Source organism: Lewinella sp. IMCC34191 (assembly GCF_003390935.1).
Classification (GTDB): Bacteria; Bacteroidota; Bacteroidia; order Chitinophagales; family Saprospiraceae; genus Neolewinella.
On the sequence record NZ_QNQZ01000001.1, the window covers coordinates 778,306 to 797,299 of the forward strand.

Consider the following 18,994-nt stretch of genomic DNA (forward strand, 5'->3'; position numbering starts at 1 on the left):
AATTTTACCGACGTCGGTTAGCTCCGCGGCGGCGGCCTGTGTCAGCCGCACGCTATTCCTCCAGCCAATTCCGCACCTCGGCTACGGTAACCAATCCATAGTCGTTGCCCCAGGCCTGGTTGATGTAGTTCATAATGTTGACGATCTGGAATTCGGTGAGCTCCTGGTTGGCCGGCATTTCAGCGTTGTAGACCACGCCGTTGACTTCCATCGGGCCGTTCATGCCCTGCCGAATACCCCGTACGACCTGCTCCGGATAATCACGCAGATAGTCGGCACCGGCCAGTGGCGGCATGAGTTGCCGCAGGCCCTGGCCCTCATCGAAGTGGCAATTCGCGCAGTGCTCCAGGTAGAGGTTTTTACCCTGCAGGTGCTCGGTCTTTCCGCAGGCGGCTAATGCCAACAGGGTGAACCAAAGAACGGCAAAAACCATAAGGGTGCGGGGCATCGGGCTTTTCCTCTACCAACCCCTGGTTTACAACATGGTTGTGGAATCCTCGCCGTGCCCGGCCCGGATGCGACGCTCCAGGTCCTCCAGGTCTTTACGGATGTCGTCGTTGGTTTCCATCAGGTCCTTGACCGTTTTGATGGAATAGATGACCGTGGCGTGGTCACGCCCCCCGAAGAGGCGACCGATACTCTTCAAGCTTTGGTCCGTAAACTGCTTCACCAGAAACATGCTGATCTGCCGGGCCAGCACCACGTGTCGGCGACGGGTCGCACTCGCCAGCTTTTCCACGTCCAGGTTGTAGTACTCGGCAACGGTCCGCTGGATCACTTCCGGGGTGATCTCCTTGTTGATCTCCGTAACAAAGTTCTTCAGCACCTGACGGGCAAGCTCCAGGTCGATCTCTTTATTGTTGTTTACGCCGCGGTGCAGGACCAGGTTATTCAGTACGCCCTCTAACTGGCGGATGTTATTCTGGATGTGGTAGCAGATGAACTCCATCACCTTCGGGCTGATGTCCACGTGGTTGGCGCTGGCCTTGCTGGCGAGAATGGCCATCCGGGTTTCGAGAGCCGGAGCACTGAGGTCGGCGGTCAACCCCCACTGGAAACGGCTGCGTAACCGCTCCTCGATGTCGAGTTCGATGATCGGCCGGTCACAGGTCATGACGATGGCTTTCTGGTTCTGGCGCAGGACGTTGAAGAGGTTGAAGAACACGTCCTGCGTTTTCTTCCGGTTGATCAGTTGCTGGATATCGTCTACAAGCAGGACGTCGACGTTTTGGTACCAGTTGACCAGGTCGTTCGTGCTGTTATTTCCGATACTGCTGACCAGTTGGCTCGTAAAGGTGTCGGTGGTTACGTAGAGTACCGACTTGTTGGGAAACTTCTCGGTGATGCGATTGCCCACCGCTTTCAGGAGGTGGGTTTTTCCCAGGCCGACTGGGCCGTGGATGACCAGCGGGTTGAAGGCCGTATTGCTTGGATTGTCGGCTACGGCCTTGGCGGCGTTGCGGGCCAGGCTGTTGCAGTCACCTTCGATGAAGTTATCGAAGGTGTATTTGCCGTCCAGGTTGCTCTCAATGCGAGGACGGGTCATCCCGGGGATAACAAAGGGATTGCTGGGCGTCGGGCTTTGCTGGCCACTGGGATTTTTACTGTTCGTTGGGCTCTGTCCGTTCTCCTGGCGCGTGCTCTTGATCCGGTACTGGAGGCGACCGGCGGTACCGAGGGCGTGCTGAAGGCTGAGCTTCAGGACATCGATATAGTGCTCTTCCAAAAATTCGTAGAACAGCCGGTGGGGAACCTGAATGGTGAGTTCATTACTGTTGAGGGCAACGGGTCTGATCGGTACGAACCAGGTCTGGTAACTCTGCGGGTCAACGCTATGACGAATAGTTTGCAGACAATTATCCCAGACGGCGGTGTGATCCATGTGTGTTCCCAGTTGCACAGTAAAAGTTCTTCCCGGTCGCGGAGCCTACCGCACGGGTGGTTAACAAAATCTGATTTGCATATCAGTAAGCGCTAAAAACGAAAGGCTGCCGAGAATAGCCCCATAGCCTGATTGGCTGGGGTCCAGTACAAGAAAATCTAGCCTCTTTTCCGGTAGTTTAGCCTGCCACGGGGTCGCCGGGCGGATAGCAAATATGAGGCTTAACCCGGCAGTTGGACAAAAGATTAGCTGACTTTTCTCACAAAATCTTCTTTGGCATTACCATTTGTTAAAAGCGGCAATTTTGTCATAAGCAGTATATGACAACAACCCCGATTATACCCGCAAATTGCTGCAAGCGACACATTTCACTTCCCCGGATTTGGGGAAAACTACGTCGAGCCGACCGAGTCGAAGTCCGCCAAAGCCTACCTGATTGATGATGGTCGGCTGGCCTTCGAGATTCATTACCGTCACCGGTTGATCGAGAAACGTATGCGTGTGGCCCCCGAGGATGAGATCGATATTCCGGCTCGCGGCAGCCAGGCGTACATCGCTCACTTTCTCATCCCTGTAACGGTAGCCCAGGTGACTCAAGCAGATCACCAGGTCACAGCCTTCATCGGTGCGAAGACGGGCGGCGGTCTCATTCCCCCGCTCAATTGGGTCCAGATAACGGGTGCTCCCGTACAGCTCGCTGGGCACCAGACCCGCGAGCTCGATACCCAGCCCGAAAACCCCAATGCGAACCCCGCCGCGTTCGAAAATACGGTAGGGCTCCGTCCGACCATCCAGCGGGGTACCGTTGAAATCATAATTGGAACTCAGCAGCGGGAAGTCGGCGTGCCGTAACTGGTCGGCCAGGTTTTGGATGCCCCCGTCAAAGTCATGATTGCCAATCGTCGCCGCGTCGTAGCCCATTTCCGTCATCAGCTTCATTTCCACCTCACCGAGAAAGAAGTTGAAGTAGGGAGTGCCCTGGAAAATGTCTCCACTATCCAACAGCAGGACATCGCCTTCCACGGAACGAATCTCCTTAATCAGCGAAGCTCGCCTGATGGCGCCGCCCTGATTGGCGTTCCGCCCGCCGTCGTCGGGGAAGGGATCGATACGGCTGTGCCAGTCGTTCGTATGCAGGATGGTGAGTCGCCGGGCACGTCGTTCGCTATGGGCCGATGCCATCCGCGGAACGAGCAGACTGCCCCCGGCGATCGTTGCCCCTTTGAGAAATTGTCTACGATCCATCAGTCCATAATTTTTATGCGGCTGCCGTCGCTTTCCACCGAGATGGGGCCCTGAGTCTTACCGGCGTATTCAATGAGAAGATCCCGGATCATTTTTCCACTGCCGATCTGCCTTTTATCCAGTAACATGGCGGCGTCGTTGCCTCCGTTGGCCACGTAATCCGGTACCGCCAAATAGTAAGTTGCTTCGTCATCGACTTCTTTTCCCTGAACCCGAATATCCATGCCATCCCGGCTTCGGATCGCTACCAGGCCTTCGCTGACCGGCCAGCCGCCGTCGGTGAGCGTGTGCTTTACAAAATCGGTCATTTCCCGGCCGGTGACTTCCACCAACACCAACTCGTTATCGAAGGGCATGAGCTCGTATATATCGTTGACCCGCATCGGGCCGGAACCGATCTGGGCGATACGCAATCCCCCGTAGTTCTGCACGGCAAAGGCGATGTCATAGTCCGGGAAGAGGTCGCGCGCCGCGGTAAGCAGCAAATCCGCCGTCCAGTTACCCAGCGAGCTCTCGGGCTGAGCCTTCACCAGCGGAAGGGCAACCTCTCCGATCACCCGGTTCATGGCCTCGGAAAGCTGGTCCGCGTACGGATCGATGATGCCGGCAACGCGAGTGGCTACTCCTTCGGTGGAGTCGGGCTCAATCGCTGCGGTAATGGCATAGAACTGGGGCTGAATGGCCGCCGGACCCAGTGGGCGCTGGCAACCGGCTAAAAGCAGGCAGAAACTCAGTACGGTGAGACCGGTGGATAAGTATTGGATCATACGGAAGCGGCGTTTTTCGTTGGCGAAAAGAACAGGCTGATCCATCCCCCGATCAGCAGCAAGCCTCCGATGGGGGTCACCGGACCCAGGAATCCAACCGGTAAGCCGTGCACCTCCCGCAGACTGAGCAAATACAGCGACCCGGAAAACAGCAGCGTACCAATTAGCCATAGCCAGACCGAAGCCGCAAGCCGTCGGGTATCTACCGATGGGCTGGGGTAGAGGGCAGCCGCCAAACCGAGCGCGAACGTGTGGTAAAAACTGTAGCGGACACCGGTGTGAAAAATCTCCAGCCGGTCGGGCGTAACCAGTGTTTCCAGCCCGTGTGCTCCGAAGGCGCCGAGGCCGACGCTGAGCGCCCCCAGCACGGCGGTCCATCGAATGATGTTGCGTTGATCCATGGCGCAAAATTACCGCCTGCACGCTTGCCGCAGGTCTCCCGGCGGGCATTCTGACTGCATTATGGCACTTTGTGCACTACTTTCGCCGGCCTTTGTTAGCCAATAAAAAACCGAACCCGCATGACCGCCTACGTATTTCCCGGACAGGGCGCCCAATTTCCCGGAATGGGCAAAGCGCTCTTTGACGTCAATGAATTAGCCCAGACCCTTTTCAAGCAAGCGGACGAAGTACTCGGATTTTCCCTGTCGAAAGTGATGTTTGAAGGCTCGGAGGAGGACCTTCTCCAGACCCGCATTACCCAACCGGCCATCTTCGTACATTCCACCATTACCTACCTGGCCGCCGAGCAAACACCGCAGCCGGATGCGGTGGCGGGGCACAGTCTGGGAGAATTCAGCGCGCTCGTCGCGGCCGGCGCGCTCGGTTTTCCGGATGCCTTACGGCTCGTGAGCCAACGGGCGCAGGCCATGCAGGATGCCGCCGACGCGCGTCCAGGTACGATGGCCGCTATTCTCGGTTTGGACGATAGCATCATCGAGGACGCCTGCGCGCAAATCGAAGAAATCGTCGTACCCGCTAACTATAATTCCCCCGGCCAGCTCGTAATCTCGGGTTCCGTGGAGGGAGTCGAAAAGGCCAGCAAAATACTTTCGGATCTCGGTGCCCGGCGGGTACTCCCGCTAAAGGTTGGCGGCGCGTTTCACAGTCCTTTGATGGAACCGGCACGCGAAAAGCTGCAGGAAGCCATTGAGGCCACCCACTTCCGGCCACCCGGCTGCGAGATCTACCAAAATGTCGACGGCCAGGCCAGCGTAGCCCCGGAAACCATCAAGGAGAAACTCATCAAGCAACTGACGGCTCCCGTACGCTGGACGCAGACTATTCAACAACTACAGGCCGATGGCTTCGACCGCTTCGTGGAAGTAGGGGGTAAGGGAAAGATTCTGGCCGGCCTGATCAAGAAAGTCGATCGGAACCTCACGGTAGACCAGCAGGAATAACGCTCCCTAGCTGGCTTTGCGCTGATTGATCTCGTCGCGGATCTCCGCGGCGCGCTCGTAGTTTTCCTCATTCAGGACATCTTCCAGCATCGTAGTCAGTTCGCCTACCGTATAGCTGGACAAATTGTCCTTATGGGGGGAGCCGGGCCCTTCGGAGACGTCCTGCATCTGCAGATCTTCCTCCTCGCCTTTTCCCCTTCGAGGACGATACCGGCGTTTTGCAGGATGAGCTCGTAGGTGTAGATCGGGCAATCGAAGCGGGTAGCCAGCGCCAGGGCGTCACTCGTACGGCTATCGACCTCAATAATCTCACCGTCCCGATCCAGTACGAGGCGGGCGTAGAAAATGCCTTCCTTGATATCGCTAATGATGATTTCCCGAAGGTCGGTACGTAGCGTTTCCAGGGTGTTCTTGAAAAGATCGTGCGTCATCGGGCGGGGGCCGCTCATACCTTCGATGGCAATCGCGATGGCCTGCGCCTCGGTACTGCCGATAATAACCGGCAGCCGACGCGGGCCATTTAGCTCGCCCAGGACTACCGCGTAATTCAACGACTGGGTAACGCTGCGGCTTATCGCCATCACTTTTAGCTCGATCTTATCCATGATGCCTAGTGTAAATCTTCTAGATATTTGCTAACGAAGCAGGGTCACGCAAGGTTTATGCTTGCGCCGCTTCGCTACGGGCGTGCAAAGATAACAATTGTTGGGCGCCGGAGCGCAGGATAACTAAAGCTTTATGGCAGTCACCCAACTTTCTCTTCATCTTTCCTTATCCCCTTGGCCGCCACCCAGAGCCGTTCCATTTCCGGCAACGACATGCTATTCAAGCCGGCCGCCGGCGCGTTGGATTCTACGTACTCGAAGCGTTGCCGAAACTTGCGATTGGTTCGCTCCAGCGCGGTTTCCGGATCGATTCCCTGCCAACGGGCGTAGTTGATGAGGCTGAATAGGAGATCGCCGAACTCCGCTTCGCGTTCCGTGTCTCCCTCGGCCGTCCGGAATTCCTCGATTTCCTCCCGCACTTTGTCCCAAACCTGCTCTTTATTGTCCCAGTCAAACCCGAATTGGGCCGTTTTTTCCTGCATGCGCATAGCCTTGACCATGGCCGGCAGGGCGGTGGGTACTCCGGAGAGAACGGTTTTTTTCCCTTTTCCCTCGGTCAGTTTGATCTGCTCCCAATTGCGCTTGACGGCCTCCGCGTCTTCGGCTACGGTATCGCCGTAGATGTGGGGATGGCGCTTGATGAGTTTATCGCACACCGTATTTAGGGCATCCGCAATGTCCCAGGCGCCCTTCTCCGAGGCAATACGGGCGTAGAAAACCATGTGCAGTAGCAGGTCTCCGACTTCTTCCTTAATGCCCGACAGGTCTTCGGACAATAGCTCATCCGCCAGCTCGTAGGTTTCTTCGATGGTTAGTTTGCGCAGCGACTGAAACGTCTGTTTGCGATCCCAGGGACACTGCTCGCGCAGCTCGTCCATAATTGTCAGCAGTCTCTGAAAGGCGGATAGTTGGGGAGTCATAGTACAAAGGTAAGGGGGCAAATGGTCGGGTAGCCAGGGGATTCAATTGGCAATTCCGTAACTTTCTAAAAAAAAGCTCCTTGTTCCGTTTGGTTCTCTGGGCCGCCTTGTTGTTTTCCTTACCGCTCACCGCCCAAAACGCCCTATCTACCGCTACCGATGCGCGCTCGTTCGGGCTAGCAGGTGCTGGCGTGGCCGGTACGGGGTTATCCGCTTTGTGGCTCAATCCCGCGGGCATGGCGCCTTCCCGACGTCTGGGCTTCGCGGCTTCTTTTAGTCAGCCCTACGGTCTCTGGGAACTGAGGACCGCTACGGCCGGTGTCGTGTATCGGGGCTTTGGCCTTCAACTATCCACCCACGGCTTTTCGTCGTACAACCTTCAGCGCTATGGCTTGCTCTATGGCCGTAGTGTAGCTGAAAAATGGCGTATCGGGGCGGGCCTGCATCTGCTACGGCGTACCGTCGCGGGCTACCCGTCGGTCCTGGCTTTACTACCCAACGTTGGGGTCCAGTTTTCACCCGGACGAATTCTGCAATTCGGCCTGACCGTTTCTAACCCGACCGCCGCGGCCGACCTCCCGCTCCGGGGGGCAATCGGTGTTCGGTACGCGATCGGAAGCCGCGTGTGGCTGCTGCTCGATGAGAGCTACTCTTCGCCGTGGGGTGCTTCCACCCGGTTCGGGATCAGTTATAGACCGGTGGACGCCGTCCGACTCAACTTCGGATTCCGCACCGCGCCCGCGCAAATCACTTTTGGCGTCGGTTACGCGATCGGTGGTCAATTGGAACTTACCGCCGCGGGTACTCAGCACCCCCAACTCGGTACCGGCTTCGGGGCGGGCATTCGCCGGATGTCGGACTCCACGGGGGAAAACCAATAGGCCGAGAACGGGTTTCATTGTTGTCGCTGCAACCATAGCGACTCAATTGTAGGATTATGAAGAAGGGTGGAGGCCCCGTACGGGATTTTTCGCTGGCCGAGGAGGTCCGCAAGGACTTTACGCAGCAACAACGATCACTTCCCGACTTTTCAAATACGGCACTGACCTTCCGGCATTTGAGCGACTCCCGGCTGCGGGGTACCCGCCGGTTGTTTCGTCTGATGGGCAACCGTTACCTCACTAAGCTAATGGGTACGCTCGGGATGCGTGCCGTCGACTGGTCCTTACCCGGTGCCAGATGGGCCGTGCGTAACACGGTCTATAAACAGTTTGTCGGAGGTACCGATTTTGAAGACGCCCAGCAATCCATCGCCGCGCTGGCGGAAAGGGGGGTGGACAGCATTCTCGATTACGGCGCCGAGGGCCTGCATACCGCCGAGGGCATGGACGCCTCCATGCAGGAAGTGTTGCAGGCCACTGAATTCTGCGCCCAGACCGATGCGGCAATCGGATCGGTTGTCAAACTCAGCGGTCTGGTACGTTTCTCTATCCTGGAATCTTACAACGATAAAGTAATCGATTTCGAGAACGTTGCCGACGCCGAACTGAAGGCCGGTATTCAGCGACTTGATCGCATCTGTCGACTCGCCTACGAGCGGGGGACGGAAGTCTACCTCGATGCGGAGGAAAGCTGGATTCAGTCGACGATCGATCAGATTGCCGAACATATGATGGCTCGCTACAACCGGGAAAAGCACGTGGTTTTCACAACCTGCCAGCTATACCGGCACGACCGTCTCGCCTATCTGAAAGCGCTGCACCGGCGTTCCAAGCAGGAAGGATTCAAGCTAGCCCTGAAGATTGTCCGGGGTGCCTATATGAATAAGGAAAACAAGCGAGCACAGACATTTGGACTCCGAAGCCCGATCCAATCTACCCTCGCTGAAACGCACCGCGATTTTAATGCCGCGGCAGAATACTGCCTCGACCACCTGGAAGATATCGCCTGCTGCGTGGCCAGCCACAATGAAGCCAGTGTGGTGCGCCACATTTCCCGGATGCAGGAATTGAATGTGGATCGCAATCACCCGAACGTTCGTTTTTCTCAGCTACTTGGTATGAGCGACAACCTAACCTTCAACCTGGCCGAAGGCGGTTACAACGTCAGCAAGTATATGGTCTACGGTCCCGTCCATGAGGTATTACCCTACCTTATCCGCCGGGCGGAAGAAAATACTTCGGTCACGGGTGAGGCGGGAAGAGAACTTAAGATGCTCGATGAGGAAGTCGCTCGTCGGGGACTTTAGATAATCTTCCTGATTACGGCGCCTTTCCACCGTAATCCTGGCCTAACATCGACCAGACGGTGATGAATAGCGCCGCCAGGGTAGGGCCGATAACGAAGCCCGTCAGCCCGAACATAGCGATTCCGCCCAGGGTAGAAATCAATACGACCCAATCCGGCATATGCGTGTCTCGGCCTACTAACAAGGGACGTAGCAGGTTGTCGACCAAGCCGATGATCAGGGATCCGACGACGACGATAATAATTCCGGAGGCAACGTTTCCCTGGATAAACATGATGATGGCGGCCGGCACCCACACGATAGCGCTACCTCCAACCGGCAACAAGGCCAATAACATCATCGCTACTCCCCAAAGCAGGGCGGCCGGTATACCCAGCACCGCGAACAGGATACCACCGATTGCTCCCTGCACGAAGGCCACAATCAGCGTTCCCTTCAGCGTTGCGCGAGCAACCAGAGCAAAGCGTTCGAAAAGAGCACGCTCCCGGCGATCACCCATCGGGATGGTGTCTACCAGGGTACGCTGAATGTTCCACCCGTCCACCAGAAAGAAATAAAGCAGGTAGATCACCAGGGTGAACTGAATGATAATGTTGACAATGCTTCCCCCGAAGCCGATCGCCCAGGTAGCGAGGAACTGGCTGGCCTGACCGATCGCGGTGTTCAAACGGGTCCGCAAATCCCCCGTACTCACCCCAAAATCACTCAGGGCTTCCGATACCCTCGGCAGGCGCTCGTCGACATAGTCGAGAATCACCGTGGTGTTAATGTCCCCGGCCTGTACGTTCTGGTATAGGGACATTGCCTGATTGACCAGCGCGATGGTGAGCAAGGTAAACGGGACGATTACGAAAAGGACCACTAATAGGGTGGTAATCGCTCCGGCAAGACTATCCCTGCCCCGCACCCACAACCGGATGCGACGGTACACCGGGAAGAAAATCACCGCCAGGACCGCTCCCCAGAAAACGGTCAGAATGAAGGGACCGATCAACCAAAAAAACGCGAAGGTGGTCAAGGCCACCAGGATAAAGAAGATGTTACGCTTGACCTTCCGAATAATCATATTGTTCTCGAGCGGCATGCATGCTGGGTTGTTGGACGCGAACTACATGGTTCGTATCCGCATACGTATTACCCAATGGAGTGTCCAGTGTTCGGTGGCCGGCAGAGCCGGGGGTTATTTCTTCTTCCTCGGTATTTAGCGGGCTACGAAAACAAGGTCAGGAGTATCCCTTCGTTATCCTCTTGTCCGGCAGCAGACGCTGGCCGGGCGGTGTACTTCGACTTCGGCACTTTACCTTCGCTTTCCATGTTTATTTCCACCCCGTTACGCATCGCATTCCTCATCCTGTTCACCTGCGCACTCTCCGCGCAGAAATACAGCAACGAATTCTTGTCGATCGGCGTCGGCGCACGCGCTCAGGGCATGGGTACGGCCGTGGCGGCGACGCAGAATGACGTCTACGCCTCGGCCTGGAACCCGGCAGGCCTGGCCGCTATCCCGGCGGAACGCGGTTTGGAATTAGGAGCCATGCACGCCGAGTGGTTCGGTGGGGTAGGGAACTACGATTTCCTCGGGATCACGCTGCCTTTATCAACCGGAAATCAACGCCTCGGCTTCAGCCTGATTCGTTTCGGTATCGACCAAATCCCCAATACACTTTCGCTCTACGAAGCGGACGGTACCATCAATTTCGATAACGTCACCGAGTTTTCGGCGGCGGACTATGCCTTTCTAGGCAGTTACGCCCGGGCTTTCTACAAAGAGCGCGGTATTCTGCGTGTCGGCGGAAACGTAAAGGTTATCCACCGGAGTATTGGAGAGTTTGCCACGAGCTGGGGGTTCGGACTGGATCTCGGAGCCCAATACCAGCGAAATGACTGGACCTTCGCCTTCCTGGGGCGCGACGTCACCACCACTTTCAATGCCTGGAGTATCAATTTCAGCGAGGAAGATCGCGCTGTACTTGAACTGACCGGAAACGAGGTAACCCCCCAGAGCGTGGAGATCACCAATCCGACGCTGATGTTAGGTGCCGCCCGCCGGTTTGCCCTGACGGAGCAGATCGGCCTGACCGCTGAGCTTAACCTGATTGCCACCACCGACGGAAGGCGGAACACGCTGATCAGTGCCGATCCGGTTAGCCTGGATCCGGCTCTTGGACTGGAGGCGGATTATGGCGGTTTTGTCTACCTGCGCGCCGGCGTCAGTCAACTCCAACGGATTCAGGACTTTGGAGGCACCGAAAACCTCCAGTCCCGTCCGGCCCTGGGGCTCGGACTAAAAGTGGGACAGTTGTACGTTGATTATGCCTATACCGACCTCGGCGATAATGAAGGCAGATCAACCTACAGCCACGTAGTTAGTTTGCGGCTCGGCATTCGTCCGGCATCGCCGGAGCAGTAGACCTAGCCCTCGTCCAGTTGAGCGGGGAGGACTTCTATTTCCGTTTCAAAGGGTACCTTCCCGGCATACGGCTGTGGCCCGTTCTAATAGTTCGGCTTCGTTATATATGTACTCCAAGTGGTCTACTTGCTGTATGGTGATAAGCGCAACGCCGTCCCGAACATCCGCAACCCGAATGCTGACGCCCACTTCGAAAAGATTCTGTTGAATGGCCCGGCAGTAGGGACTGGATGCTAGGTAGGTGCGTATGTCCATGATTGAATGGGCTTCAAGTGCAACATCATCCCGCGTGGCGAAAAAGGCGTGTGGCGCTTTGATAAGCCTCCGAAAGAGGTAGCCCGTTGCAGAGCGACCAGTATCACGTCAATGTTTTTCAGGAAAGCAGTGAATTCTACAATCGAAGTGGGCCGAAAAAAGTTCGGGCTATCCGGTATATGACCGAATAGCCCGATATAGGGTGGAAGACCGGGTTCGAACCGGCGACCTCTGGAATCACAATCCAGCGCTCTAACCAACTGAGCTACAACCACCATGTAATACAGCTCCCTTAGAAAGCGACGCAAAGGTAAAAAGTTCCGGCTTACCGCGAAAGGTCAGGGCAAAATTTCTCAAGTGCTTCCCGCATTTTTTCCTGAAGGCTTTTGGCCGCAAGTGCTGGATCTGCCGCGTAAATGATGCCACGGCTGCTATTGACAAGCAGTCCGCAGGATGAATTCATGCCGTATCGGCAAACTTCGTCTAAATCCCCGCCCTGGGCTCCGACTCCCGGAACCAGGAAAAAGTGCTGCGGGCAGGTCTCCCGCAAAGCTTTGAATTTTTCCGCCTGGGTGGCACCGCAGACAAACATCAATTGATCTGATGACCCCCATTTACTTACTCGCTCCATGACCTTAAGATAAAGGGGGGTATCCCCACCGTCTTGGGTAGCGTGCTGAAAGTCCTGGCTACCCGCATTGCTGGTCAGGGCAAGCACTATCGCCCATTTGCCCGGAGTTTCCAAAAACGGAGAGACGCTATCCTCCCCCATGTAGGGCGCCGCGGTAATGGCATCCGCCCCCAGGGTGTCGAAGGCGAAGCGAGCGTAAAAGCGGGAAGTATTCCCGATATCTCCGCGCTTGGCATCCGCGATAATGAAGTGCTCGTTTCCGATGTAGGTTATGGTCTGCCGGAGAATCTCCATACCGCCCATACCGAGTGCCTCGTAGAAGGCCGTATTGGGCTTATACGCAACGCAGTAAGGTCGCGTAGCGTCAATAATGTGGCGGTTGAATGCCAGTACGTCACCCCCGAATTCAGAAGGGATCCGATCCGGATCGGGATCCAGTCCCACACACAGGAAGCTTTGTTTTTCGCTAATCGTTCGGATTAAGTGCTGTCGATCCATTGCCGGCTGTTTGGCCGGCAAAGGTAGGGGCATTACTTCACGAATCCGTAGTTGAGGGCTCCGTATGTTTTCCCAACTCTCCGGAAGGGGTGGCGAGCCTGAATTTTAAACCGGATGCAGGCATCCGGATAGTGGGACGCGCAGAGTTCGTCGTACAGAATCGACGGTACATTGCGGTAGGCGATCGTGGTGGGACCGCTTAAATAGGTAAGAAACAGGATAGCGGTTTCGCGATTATAGAAGGCTTTGCCGACTATTTCGCTTTCCTTCCCAAAAGTGTGTTGTAGCATGATCGTAGGCTTAGGGTCATGTTCCAAACGTTAAAGGTTCGAACCGCGTTCACTCGGGAAATAAGAAAAAGAACATAAATCGGAATTTGCCATATGTTGCAACATAATTGTTGGATAGCGCAGTCCAATTGATGTCTCGACAGACAATTATTAGAAGGTAGGGCATCGCACCCGGCTCGGGTATGCGGCTTCCTGGCGGTAAACTATACTGATTTCAAAGCCTCCGCGGGTGTTCGTCACCTTATTAAGGTTTCCCGTCCGCAGGTCATAACTGACGCCAACCTGTACGCTTTCGAGCTCAAGCGCTACTAGCGCAAGCAGGGAGCCCAGACCGGCTCCGCCACCGTCTTGTGCGGTAAACTGGCCGTAAGTGCCCATCCGGAGGGCGATCTCTCGCCATTCTCGCTGAGTGTACCGGAAGCTGCCCCCCAGCAGCAGGCTCTGGCTCGGCCCCTGCAGAGACCAGCGAAAGGAAGGTAAAAAGGTGCTAAAACCGTGACCGAGCGGAAGTTCCCCCCCGCCGTTCAGGGTGTATCGGCGGTACAGTAGGTCTTCATTGTCTGGTACGGGCGAGACGTTAGGCTTGTTGAGATGGTATACGGCGCCACCGAAGTACGCTCCTTGCCGGTCGCCGAAGGAAGCAAACCAGGCCAAGCCGGCGCTGACATCCAGGTATACATCTCCACTCATCCCGGAAAAACCTTCCTGGCTGGGGAGGCTACGGTCCAAATAGGCTTGGCGGGTACCCGGATCGACGAAGTACTGTTCCGAAAACCAAACTTTGTTTAAGTCAAATCCACGTTGACCGACACCTAACTGGGCCCCGCCGCTGAGGTAGTGAGCATTTCGTTTTCCCCTGCCATAACCGGCCAGTTGTTGCTGGTAACTAGCACTCACCAGGCCCTGGCTACGTACGTAGTCACTTGACCCAGCCTGATCGTGCTGGATCATTATCCCGAAGCCGGCAAAATTCCCCCGGTTGACGGGCCGGCGAATATCGGCCGCCGCGGCAACACTGCGGTAAGCCTCGTCGGTCGTCAGTCGGGTGTACAATTCCTGATAATTCAGTTGTAGTCGCAGCTGATCGTCCATTACCCCGGTAAGGGCCGGATTGGTAAGCAAAGGTGCGGCTCCCAGTTGCTTGAATAAAGCATCCTGCGCCCGCGCGATTGTACTCAACCCGAATGAAACCGTAAGCAGTAAAGCGGTAAAGAGATTATGCGTCGACAGGCCTTTCATATTATCTGATTAGCGTCGTTTGTCCGGATAGCAGTTCGCGCGAGCCATCCTCGTACTCCACTTCAACTTTGAAAATGTACACGCCGGCATCCAATTTATTTCCCTGGGGGTCAAGCCCGTCCCACCCAACGTCTTCGGCGTTGACCGGAAAATTCTGCCCGGTGTACAGCCATCCCCCCCAGCGGTCAAATACGGAGAACGACAGTACCGTGGTTCCCGGCCTACCGTGCACGAGCAAGCGATCGTTGAATCCGTCACCGTTAGGAGTAAAGGCGGTGGGCACCGCTACTTCCCGTATTTTACGTACCCGGATACGAACCATATCTTCCGCCGTGCATCCATTACCGTCCACGATAGACAAGCGGTAATCGATCTCGTACTCCGGCCGGGCTATCGGGGTAACGCAGTCCCGGCAGCTTAGGGTGCTGTCGTAACTTGCCGACCAGGCATAATCCAAATCGCCGCGGCCGCCAATCACCCGCGAAGTCAGCGCCAGGCTGTCTCCAAAGACGATTTCTTGGTCGGGACCCAGATCCACGGAGAAAGCCGGACCGTCCTCAATATCGACGTCTCGTTCAATGGTACAGCCTACCTGATCGCGTACGTAGACGACGTATTGGCCGCCACCGAGTCCGTTAAAGGTAGATGCCTCGGAATACCGCTGGTCGTCCAGGCTGAATTCGAGGGGGGACTGACCGCCCGCGGCGGTAACGTCGATCCGGCCATTGTACTCCCCTCCGCAGACCGGTCCCTGACTGCTTATGTCCACCGTGATCTGTTCCGGTGCGGCAATTTCGTAGCTGGCTTCCTGCGTACACCCGCCCGCGTCGGTTACCGTAAGCGAATAGGTGTCGGGCCCCAGGTTGTTGATGGCCGACGTAGTTGCCCCGGTGGACCATTGGAAAAGATACGAGCCATTACCACCCATTGGGGTGATGTCAAGACTGGCATCGCTGGCCCCGAAACAGCTGATGGGTAAAAGCGATTCTTCCAACCGCAACAGCTCGGGCCCGGGCACCGTGAGCACCGTATCCAGGGTGCAGCCTATGGCATCCGTCACCGAAAGATTGTAATCGCCAGCGGGGCGATCCACCACGGCCGGACCCTCCGTAAAGCCTGTGTTGGCTCCCCACTCATAGGTGAAGGAAGACCCGTGGCGGTTTGAAGCGGACAAAACCCGCAACGAACCATCTCGCTGCCCGAAACAGGTTACCGGTACCGTCTCCAGGTCGATTAGCCACGGAACGTGCGTATCCGTAGTATAGCTTTCGGATCCCTTGCACCCTTCCGCATCCGTAAGGGTCACGGAGTAGGCCGTTTCGGGTTCCAAGGCGGTAATACGAGAGCCGTTTGCCCCGGTTGACCAGGCGTAACTGTAGAAACTACCCGGAGCCCGGGCTTCCAGGGTCCGTTCGCGAACGTCGCGGCACTCGTCCCCCTCCGCCAGGCTGATGGTGGGCTCGATATCGGGCCGGCTTTCCGTCGTAAAGTCAAAGGTGTAGACACAGCCGCTTCGGTCGGTGACTTCGACACTGTTTTGACCGGCTGGAAGACCGAAGGCCGTAGCCCCGGTTTCTCCGTTGCTCCACGAATAGCGGTAATCGTCGTTGCCACCCCGAGCCAGTACCGTAGCCTCATTTGTTGCCGTCCCGAAGCAACCCGGTACCTCATTAACAACGCGGGCGGATAGGGGAATTTCCGGCTGGTTGACAGCCCCCTCCGCATTGGCCACGCAGCCATTTGCGTCGGTTACGGTTACGGAGTACGTGCCGGCTGGTTGTTCGTCAAGGGTCGAATTGGTGGACCCGTCGCTCCAGCGGTAAGAGTAGGGTAGGGTGCCGCCCCCCACTACGGGTGTAATCTGACCGTCGATACCACCTCGGCAGCTGACATCGGTCGGGTTTAGTTGCAGGGTGAGCACGTCTGGGCTTGAGACAAATACGGTTTCAGTCGCGGTACAGTCCGCAGAGTCGGTAACGGTGACCGCGTAATTGCCGGAGAGAAGGCCGGTTACGCTCGAGCTGGTTCCGGCGACCCCTTCTGACCAGGTGTACCGGTAAGAGCCGTAACCGCCCGTCGATGATACGCTGATACCTCCATCGGATTCGCCGAAACAACTGACGCTGATTGAAGTGTCGACGCTGATGGACAACTGTTCCGGGGGGGTAAGGTCGTAGGAGAAAATTCTAGTACATCCATTCTCGGTGGAAACGGTCAGTTCGTACGTTCCTGCGGATAGGCCGGTAAGGTCCCGGGTGGTCGCCCCGGTACTCCACTGATATTCGCGCACCGGAGTAGCGGTTAGCGGCACGAGCGTGATGCTTCCGTTTGCTTCGCCGGTGCAGCCGTCGACAATCGTGGGCGCAAAGTCCACATCCGCAGCAAGCAGCTCGATTCGGTAATCCAGGCTTTTTTGGCATCCCAGCGCACTGGTCGCGGTCAGCGTGTAGATCGTGTCGGAGGTTGGGGAAATCACGGGATTCGGACAATCGAGACAACTAAACTCGCTACCCCCCCCACTCCAGGCGAAGGCAAGCGGGGGCTGATAGAGTAAGTCCACCGACCAGGAAGTCAATCGGCCGTCCAGCAAACCACTATTGTCGTTTACGATCAGCGCCCACTGCCCGTTGACATCCTCTCCCTGCAGCGCCTCCCAGTTCAGGCTCCCACCGGGGCTAAAGCAATCATTTACACGGTTGGTAGTCAGGCTGCCTCGGGGGGCTATGACAATCGTATTTCCCCCGGGTGCCATCAGTAGCACCTCTACACTACTCAGCGGCAGGTCGGCGCGAATATCCAGACATACGGATGGTAAAATGGAACCCGGCTGCCCTGGAAATGTAGCCGGAAGATGATCCGAGATCGTGAGATAGCTCGTATCCGATCGAATCAGCGGCATAATGGGTTTTGCCTCCCACCGGACGAGCGTATCGAAGCTGAAGGCATCCCGCAGGTCGACGGCAAGTTGTTGGCCGCCACATACTTGCGTATCGCGGGTAGGTAGGTTTTGCGGCGGAGCGCAGGTATAACAGTCCGTCTGAAACGGGGAGGCTACATCAACCCGGACGAGCGTGTCGTAGCTACAGCCGAAATCGTCTACCACGGTTAGTCGGTGGTTTGCGTATCCCCCGTTTGAAGGCTTGTAGACAACGCTGTCCGGGCTGTAAAATGCGAACTGCCCGTCATCCTCCCAACGGCTTTCGGTGATGGGCACGGTGAAGCTTTCGTCGGAAGGAACCAGGTCCTCGGAGAACGTGATGTTCCAGTCGTAAATCGTACCGTCGTCTTCCAGAAAATTATCGACCACATTGAGTGTCCACTGCCCGTTCATTTCACAGCCCGTGAGCCCATCGAAATTGTTATCCCTGGGTAAGTAGCTTCGATCGAAGGGGAGAATCGGGCGGGTATTGCCGGTGCCGGAATTACCCTTGATGTAGTCGTAGACGGACTCATCCGCCGCAGCGGTCCAGCAGTAGGTCTCCGCTTCCTCCGGGCCTGTATCGTCAACCTCACCGTAGCCGAAGCGGTAATTTATGGTCGATCCCCGAGCGTCGTCCTTGTTGAGCAGGGTCAGCCGTGTTCCGTCAGGGCATTCGATCCACATATCCAGGTCAGCTAAGTAGCTGTGTTCGATGGTCACGCATATTTCGGCGATGTCGTTGCCGGAGCTGATCCGCTGCCCGGGACTGAAGAGCTGGACGTCTAAGGAGGATGCATATACCTCGTCCTGGCGATCGGGTATGCTGATCTGCTCGGAGAATGTCTGCGTGGAGCTGAAGCTTATGGTCTGCGCGCTGGGCTGGTAAGCGTTTGGACCGGATTTGTCCGAACCGGTAAGTAGGGTAATGCTTTCACCCGGGCAGATGACAGGAACGTCCCGGTCCGGCTTGTCAAAACGTGGCGTCGGCGCTACTCTGATGCGCTGATTGATGCGATTGGCGTTCTGACACCCGCGGTCGTCGGTTACGAATACTTCGGCTACGTAGGCCCCGGGCTCGGTGTAGGCATAGGTAACCGTCTTTCCAGACAGGGCATCCCCGTTCTGAAAGGTCCACTCGAAGGTCGAATTTGCTTCGCTTTGAGTATATATCGCGCCGTTTTCTGGAAATGTCGCCTTGCCCGTCAGCGTAATCGGTTCGCCCACGCACACGTCGATGTAGCCATCGACGGTGGGGACGGCCGCCGGGATGCTGGAGCCGAGGTCGGCTACTATTGATTGACAGGCGATGATGCAGTTGATGTCGGCCCGCCAGCCGTTACCCGTCCCGGTGCTGACGAATTCAATGGTCAGACAGCCGCTGCGATTAGACGCCGTGGCGGCGAGGGACAAGCGATCCCCTACGTTCGACCGGTCAATCTGCCGAAGCGTATCGGCGGATGTACTCGTTCCATTAAAGATCGTCAGGGTTCCCTGGAAGTCGATCTCGGTGAAGTCGAGCTGGATGTGCGTGCCCTGGCTGTTTTCGTCGGCACACAAAGTGATTACCTGCCGGGTCCCACTGGGGACGTGTATGCCGGTCGTATCGCCGCTGTCCACAAAGAGGCCACCGCATCCGGTCACGGTTCCGCCGGTGTCCATCAGCACATTCTGTCCGGAAGCCAGACCGCAGCAGAACATGACCAGCCAAAAAACAAAACCAGCGGGGTAAACCTGCTTCATA

Annotated in this window: 18 protein-coding genes and 1 tRNA gene; 4 read left to right on the forward strand and 15 right to left on the reverse strand. The window is 56.6% G+C overall.

Going from position 1 to position 18,994, the window contains the following annotated elements; genetic code table 11:
- Nucleotides 1-52: 52 nt before the first annotated feature.
- From DRW39_RS03120 to DRW39_RS03140, 5 genes are all read right to left on the reverse strand, one after another.
- Nucleotides 53-448: a c-type cytochrome gene (locus DRW39_RS03120; protein ID WP_116105510.1), complete on the reverse strand. Its 396-nt coding sequence runs from the start codon at nucleotides 446-448 to the stop codon at nucleotides 53-55.
- Nucleotides 449-475: 27 nt separating this feature from the next.
- Nucleotides 476-1,882 carry a chromosomal replication initiator protein DnaA gene (gene dnaA / locus DRW39_RS03125; RefSeq protein ID WP_116105511.1) on the reverse strand — a complete coding sequence of 469 codons (1,407 nt, stop codon included), beginning with the start codon at nucleotides 1,880-1,882 and terminating at the stop codon, nucleotides 476-478.
- Nucleotides 1,883-2,218: 336 nt separating this feature from the next.
- A complete protein-coding gene (locus DRW39_RS03130; protein ID WP_116105512.1) occupies nucleotides 2,219-3,127 on the reverse strand; it encodes a bifunctional metallophosphatase/5'-nucleotidase in 909 nt (302 codons plus the stop codon).
- Complete coding sequence (locus tag DRW39_RS03135) at nucleotides 3,127-3,894, reverse strand: 5'-nucleotidase C-terminal domain-containing protein (protein WP_157975901.1); 768 nt, start codon at nucleotides 3,892-3,894, stop codon at nucleotides 3,127-3,129. The genes DRW39_RS03130 and DRW39_RS03135 overlap by 1 nt, the downstream gene beginning before the upstream one ends.
- Nucleotides 3,891-4,295 (reverse strand): DUF423 domain-containing protein, encoded by a 405-nt coding sequence (locus DRW39_RS03140; RefSeq protein ID WP_116105514.1) that lies wholly within the window; start codon nucleotides 4,293-4,295, stop codon nucleotides 3,891-3,893. Before DRW39_RS03140 ends, DRW39_RS03135 begins: the two co-directional genes overlap by 4 nt.
- 120 nt (nucleotides 4,296-4,415) lie before the next feature.
- On the opposite strand from DRW39_RS03140, the gene fabD reads away from it, so the two are divergent.
- Complete coding sequence (gene fabD / locus DRW39_RS03145; RefSeq protein WP_116105515.1) at nucleotides 4,416-5,297, forward strand: ACP S-malonyltransferase; 882 nt, start codon at nucleotides 4,416-4,418, stop codon at nucleotides 5,295-5,297.
- 6 nt (nucleotides 5,298-5,303) lie between these two features.
- On the opposite strand, the gene DRW39_RS22595 is transcribed toward fabD, so the two are convergent.
- The 3 genes from DRW39_RS22595 to mazG form a co-directional block, all read right to left on the reverse strand.
- A complete protein-coding gene (locus tag DRW39_RS22595; protein WP_232830048.1) occupies nucleotides 5,304-5,420 on the reverse strand; it encodes a UvrB/UvrC motif-containing protein in 117 nt (38 codons plus the stop codon).
- A complete protein-coding gene (locus tag DRW39_RS03150; protein WP_232830049.1) occupies nucleotides 5,402-5,902 on the reverse strand; it encodes a bifunctional nuclease family protein in 501 nt (166 codons plus the stop codon). Before DRW39_RS03150 ends, DRW39_RS22595 begins: the two co-directional genes overlap by 19 nt.
- 140 nt (nucleotides 5,903-6,042) lie before the next feature.
- Nucleotides 6,043-6,822, reverse strand: coding sequence for a nucleoside triphosphate pyrophosphohydrolase (gene mazG / locus DRW39_RS03155; protein WP_116105516.1), 780 nt, complete (start codon nucleotides 6,820-6,822; stop codon nucleotides 6,043-6,045).
- Between the two features lie 236 nt (nucleotides 6,823-7,058).
- Between mazG and DRW39_RS03160 the strand changes: the two genes are divergently transcribed.
- A complete protein-coding gene (locus tag DRW39_RS03160; protein WP_157975902.1) occupies nucleotides 7,059-7,703 on the forward strand; it encodes a hypothetical protein in 645 nt (214 codons plus the stop codon).
- 56 nt (nucleotides 7,704-7,759) lie between these two features.
- Nucleotides 7,760-9,010: a proline dehydrogenase family protein gene (locus DRW39_RS03165; protein WP_116105518.1), complete on the forward strand. Its 1,251-nt coding sequence runs from the start codon at nucleotides 7,760-7,762 to the stop codon at nucleotides 9,008-9,010.
- Between the two features lie 13 nt (nucleotides 9,011-9,023).
- Here DRW39_RS03165 and DRW39_RS03170 read toward each other — a convergent pair whose 3' ends face one another.
- Nucleotides 9,024-10,094 (reverse strand): AI-2E family transporter, encoded by a 1,071-nt coding sequence (locus DRW39_RS03170; RefSeq protein WP_116105519.1) that lies wholly within the window; start codon nucleotides 10,092-10,094, stop codon nucleotides 9,024-9,026.
- Between the two features lie 228 nt (nucleotides 10,095-10,322).
- Between DRW39_RS03170 and DRW39_RS03175 the strand changes: the two genes are divergently transcribed.
- Nucleotides 10,323-11,420 (forward strand): hypothetical protein, encoded by a 1,098-nt coding sequence (locus tag DRW39_RS03175; protein WP_116105520.1) that lies wholly within the window; start codon nucleotides 10,323-10,325, stop codon nucleotides 11,418-11,420.
- 45 nt (nucleotides 11,421-11,465) lie between these two features.
- On the opposite strand, the gene DRW39_RS03180 is transcribed toward DRW39_RS03175, so the two are convergent.
- The 6 genes from DRW39_RS03180 to DRW39_RS03205 form a co-directional block, all read right to left on the reverse strand.
- Nucleotides 11,466-11,675: a hypothetical protein gene (locus tag DRW39_RS03180; RefSeq protein WP_116105521.1), complete on the reverse strand. Its 210-nt coding sequence runs from the start codon at nucleotides 11,673-11,675 to the stop codon at nucleotides 11,466-11,468.
- A gap of 200 nt (nucleotides 11,676-11,875) precedes the next feature.
- Nucleotides 11,876-11,951, reverse strand: a tRNA-His gene (locus DRW39_RS03185).
- Between the two features lie 49 nt (nucleotides 11,952-12,000).
- On the reverse strand, nucleotides 12,001-12,804 hold the full coding sequence (gene pyrF, locus DRW39_RS03190; RefSeq protein WP_116105522.1) for an orotidine-5'-phosphate decarboxylase: 804 nt from the start codon (nucleotides 12,802-12,804) through the stop codon (nucleotides 12,001-12,003).
- 32 nt (nucleotides 12,805-12,836) lie between these two features.
- Nucleotides 12,837-13,094 (reverse strand): hypothetical protein, encoded by a 258-nt coding sequence (locus DRW39_RS03195; protein WP_116105523.1) that lies wholly within the window; start codon nucleotides 13,092-13,094, stop codon nucleotides 12,837-12,839.
- Between the two features lie 150 nt (nucleotides 13,095-13,244).
- Nucleotides 13,245-14,333 carry a PorP/SprF family type IX secretion system membrane protein gene (locus DRW39_RS03200; protein ID WP_116105524.1) on the reverse strand — a complete coding sequence of 363 codons (1,089 nt, stop codon included), beginning with the start codon at nucleotides 14,331-14,333 and terminating at the stop codon, nucleotides 13,245-13,247.
- A 1-nt stretch (nucleotide 14,334) separates the two neighbouring features.
- Nucleotides 14,335-18,993, reverse strand: coding sequence for a proprotein convertase P-domain-containing protein (locus DRW39_RS03205; RefSeq protein WP_198664774.1), 4,659 nt, complete (start codon nucleotides 18,991-18,993; stop codon nucleotides 14,335-14,337).
- Nucleotide 18,994: the final 1 nt, after the last annotated feature.

Coding starts and splice junctions, on each gene's coding strand:
- DRW39_RS03170 (WP_116105519.1), bottom strand. CDS start 10,094: ATGCCGCTCGAGAACAATATGATTATTCGGAAGGTCAAGCGTAACATC.
- DRW39_RS03135 (WP_157975901.1), bottom strand. CDS start 3,894: ATGATCCAATACTTATCCACCGGTCTCACCGTACTGAGTTTCTGCCTG.
- dnaA (WP_116105511.1), bottom strand. CDS start 1,882: ATGGATCACACCGCCGTCTGGGATAATTGTCTGCAAACTATTCGTCAT.
- DRW39_RS03120 (WP_116105510.1), bottom strand. CDS start 448: ATGCCCCGCACCCTTATGGTTTTTGCCGTTCTTTGGTTCACCCTGTTG.
- pyrF (WP_116105522.1), bottom strand. CDS start 12,804: ATGGATCGACAGCACTTAATCCGAACGATTAGCGAAAAACAAAGCTTC.
- DRW39_RS03160 (WP_157975902.1), top strand. CDS start 7,059: ATGGCGCCTTCCCGACGTCTGGGCTTCGCGGCTTCTTTTAGTCAGCCC.
- fabD (WP_116105515.1), top strand. CDS start 4,416: ATGACCGCCTACGTATTTCCCGGACAGGGCGCCCAATTTCCCGGAATG.
- DRW39_RS03205 (WP_198664774.1), bottom strand. CDS start 18,993: ATGAAGCAGGTTTACCCCGCTGGTTTTGTTTTTTGGCTGGTCATGTTC.
- DRW39_RS03140 (WP_116105514.1), bottom strand. CDS start 4,295: ATGGATCAACGCAACATCATTCGATGGACCGCCGTGCTGGGGGCGCTC.
- DRW39_RS03150 (WP_232830049.1), bottom strand. CDS start 5,902: ATGGATAAGATCGAGCTAAAAGTGATGGCGATAAGCCGCAGCGTTACC.
- DRW39_RS03195 (WP_116105523.1), bottom strand. CDS start 13,094: ATGCTACAACACACTTTTGGGAAGGAAAGCGAAATAGTCGGCAAAGCC.
- DRW39_RS03165 (WP_116105518.1), top strand. CDS start 7,760: ATGAAGAAGGGTGGAGGCCCCGTACGGGATTTTTCGCTGGCCGAGGAG.
- DRW39_RS03180 (WP_116105521.1), bottom strand. CDS start 11,675: ATGGACATACGCACCTACCTAGCATCCAGTCCCTACTGCCGGGCCATT.
- DRW39_RS03200 (WP_116105524.1), bottom strand. CDS start 14,333: ATGAAAGGCCTGTCGACGCATAATCTCTTTACCGCTTTACTGCTTACG.
- mazG (WP_116105516.1), bottom strand. CDS start 6,822: ATGACTCCCCAACTATCCGCCTTTCAGAGACTGCTGACAATTATGGAC.
- DRW39_RS03175 (WP_116105520.1), top strand. CDS start 10,323: ATGTTTATTTCCACCCCGTTACGCATCGCATTCCTCATCCTGTTCACC.
- DRW39_RS03130 (WP_116105512.1), bottom strand. CDS start 3,127: ATGGATCGTAGACAATTTCTCAAAGGGGCAACGATCGCCGGGGGCAGT.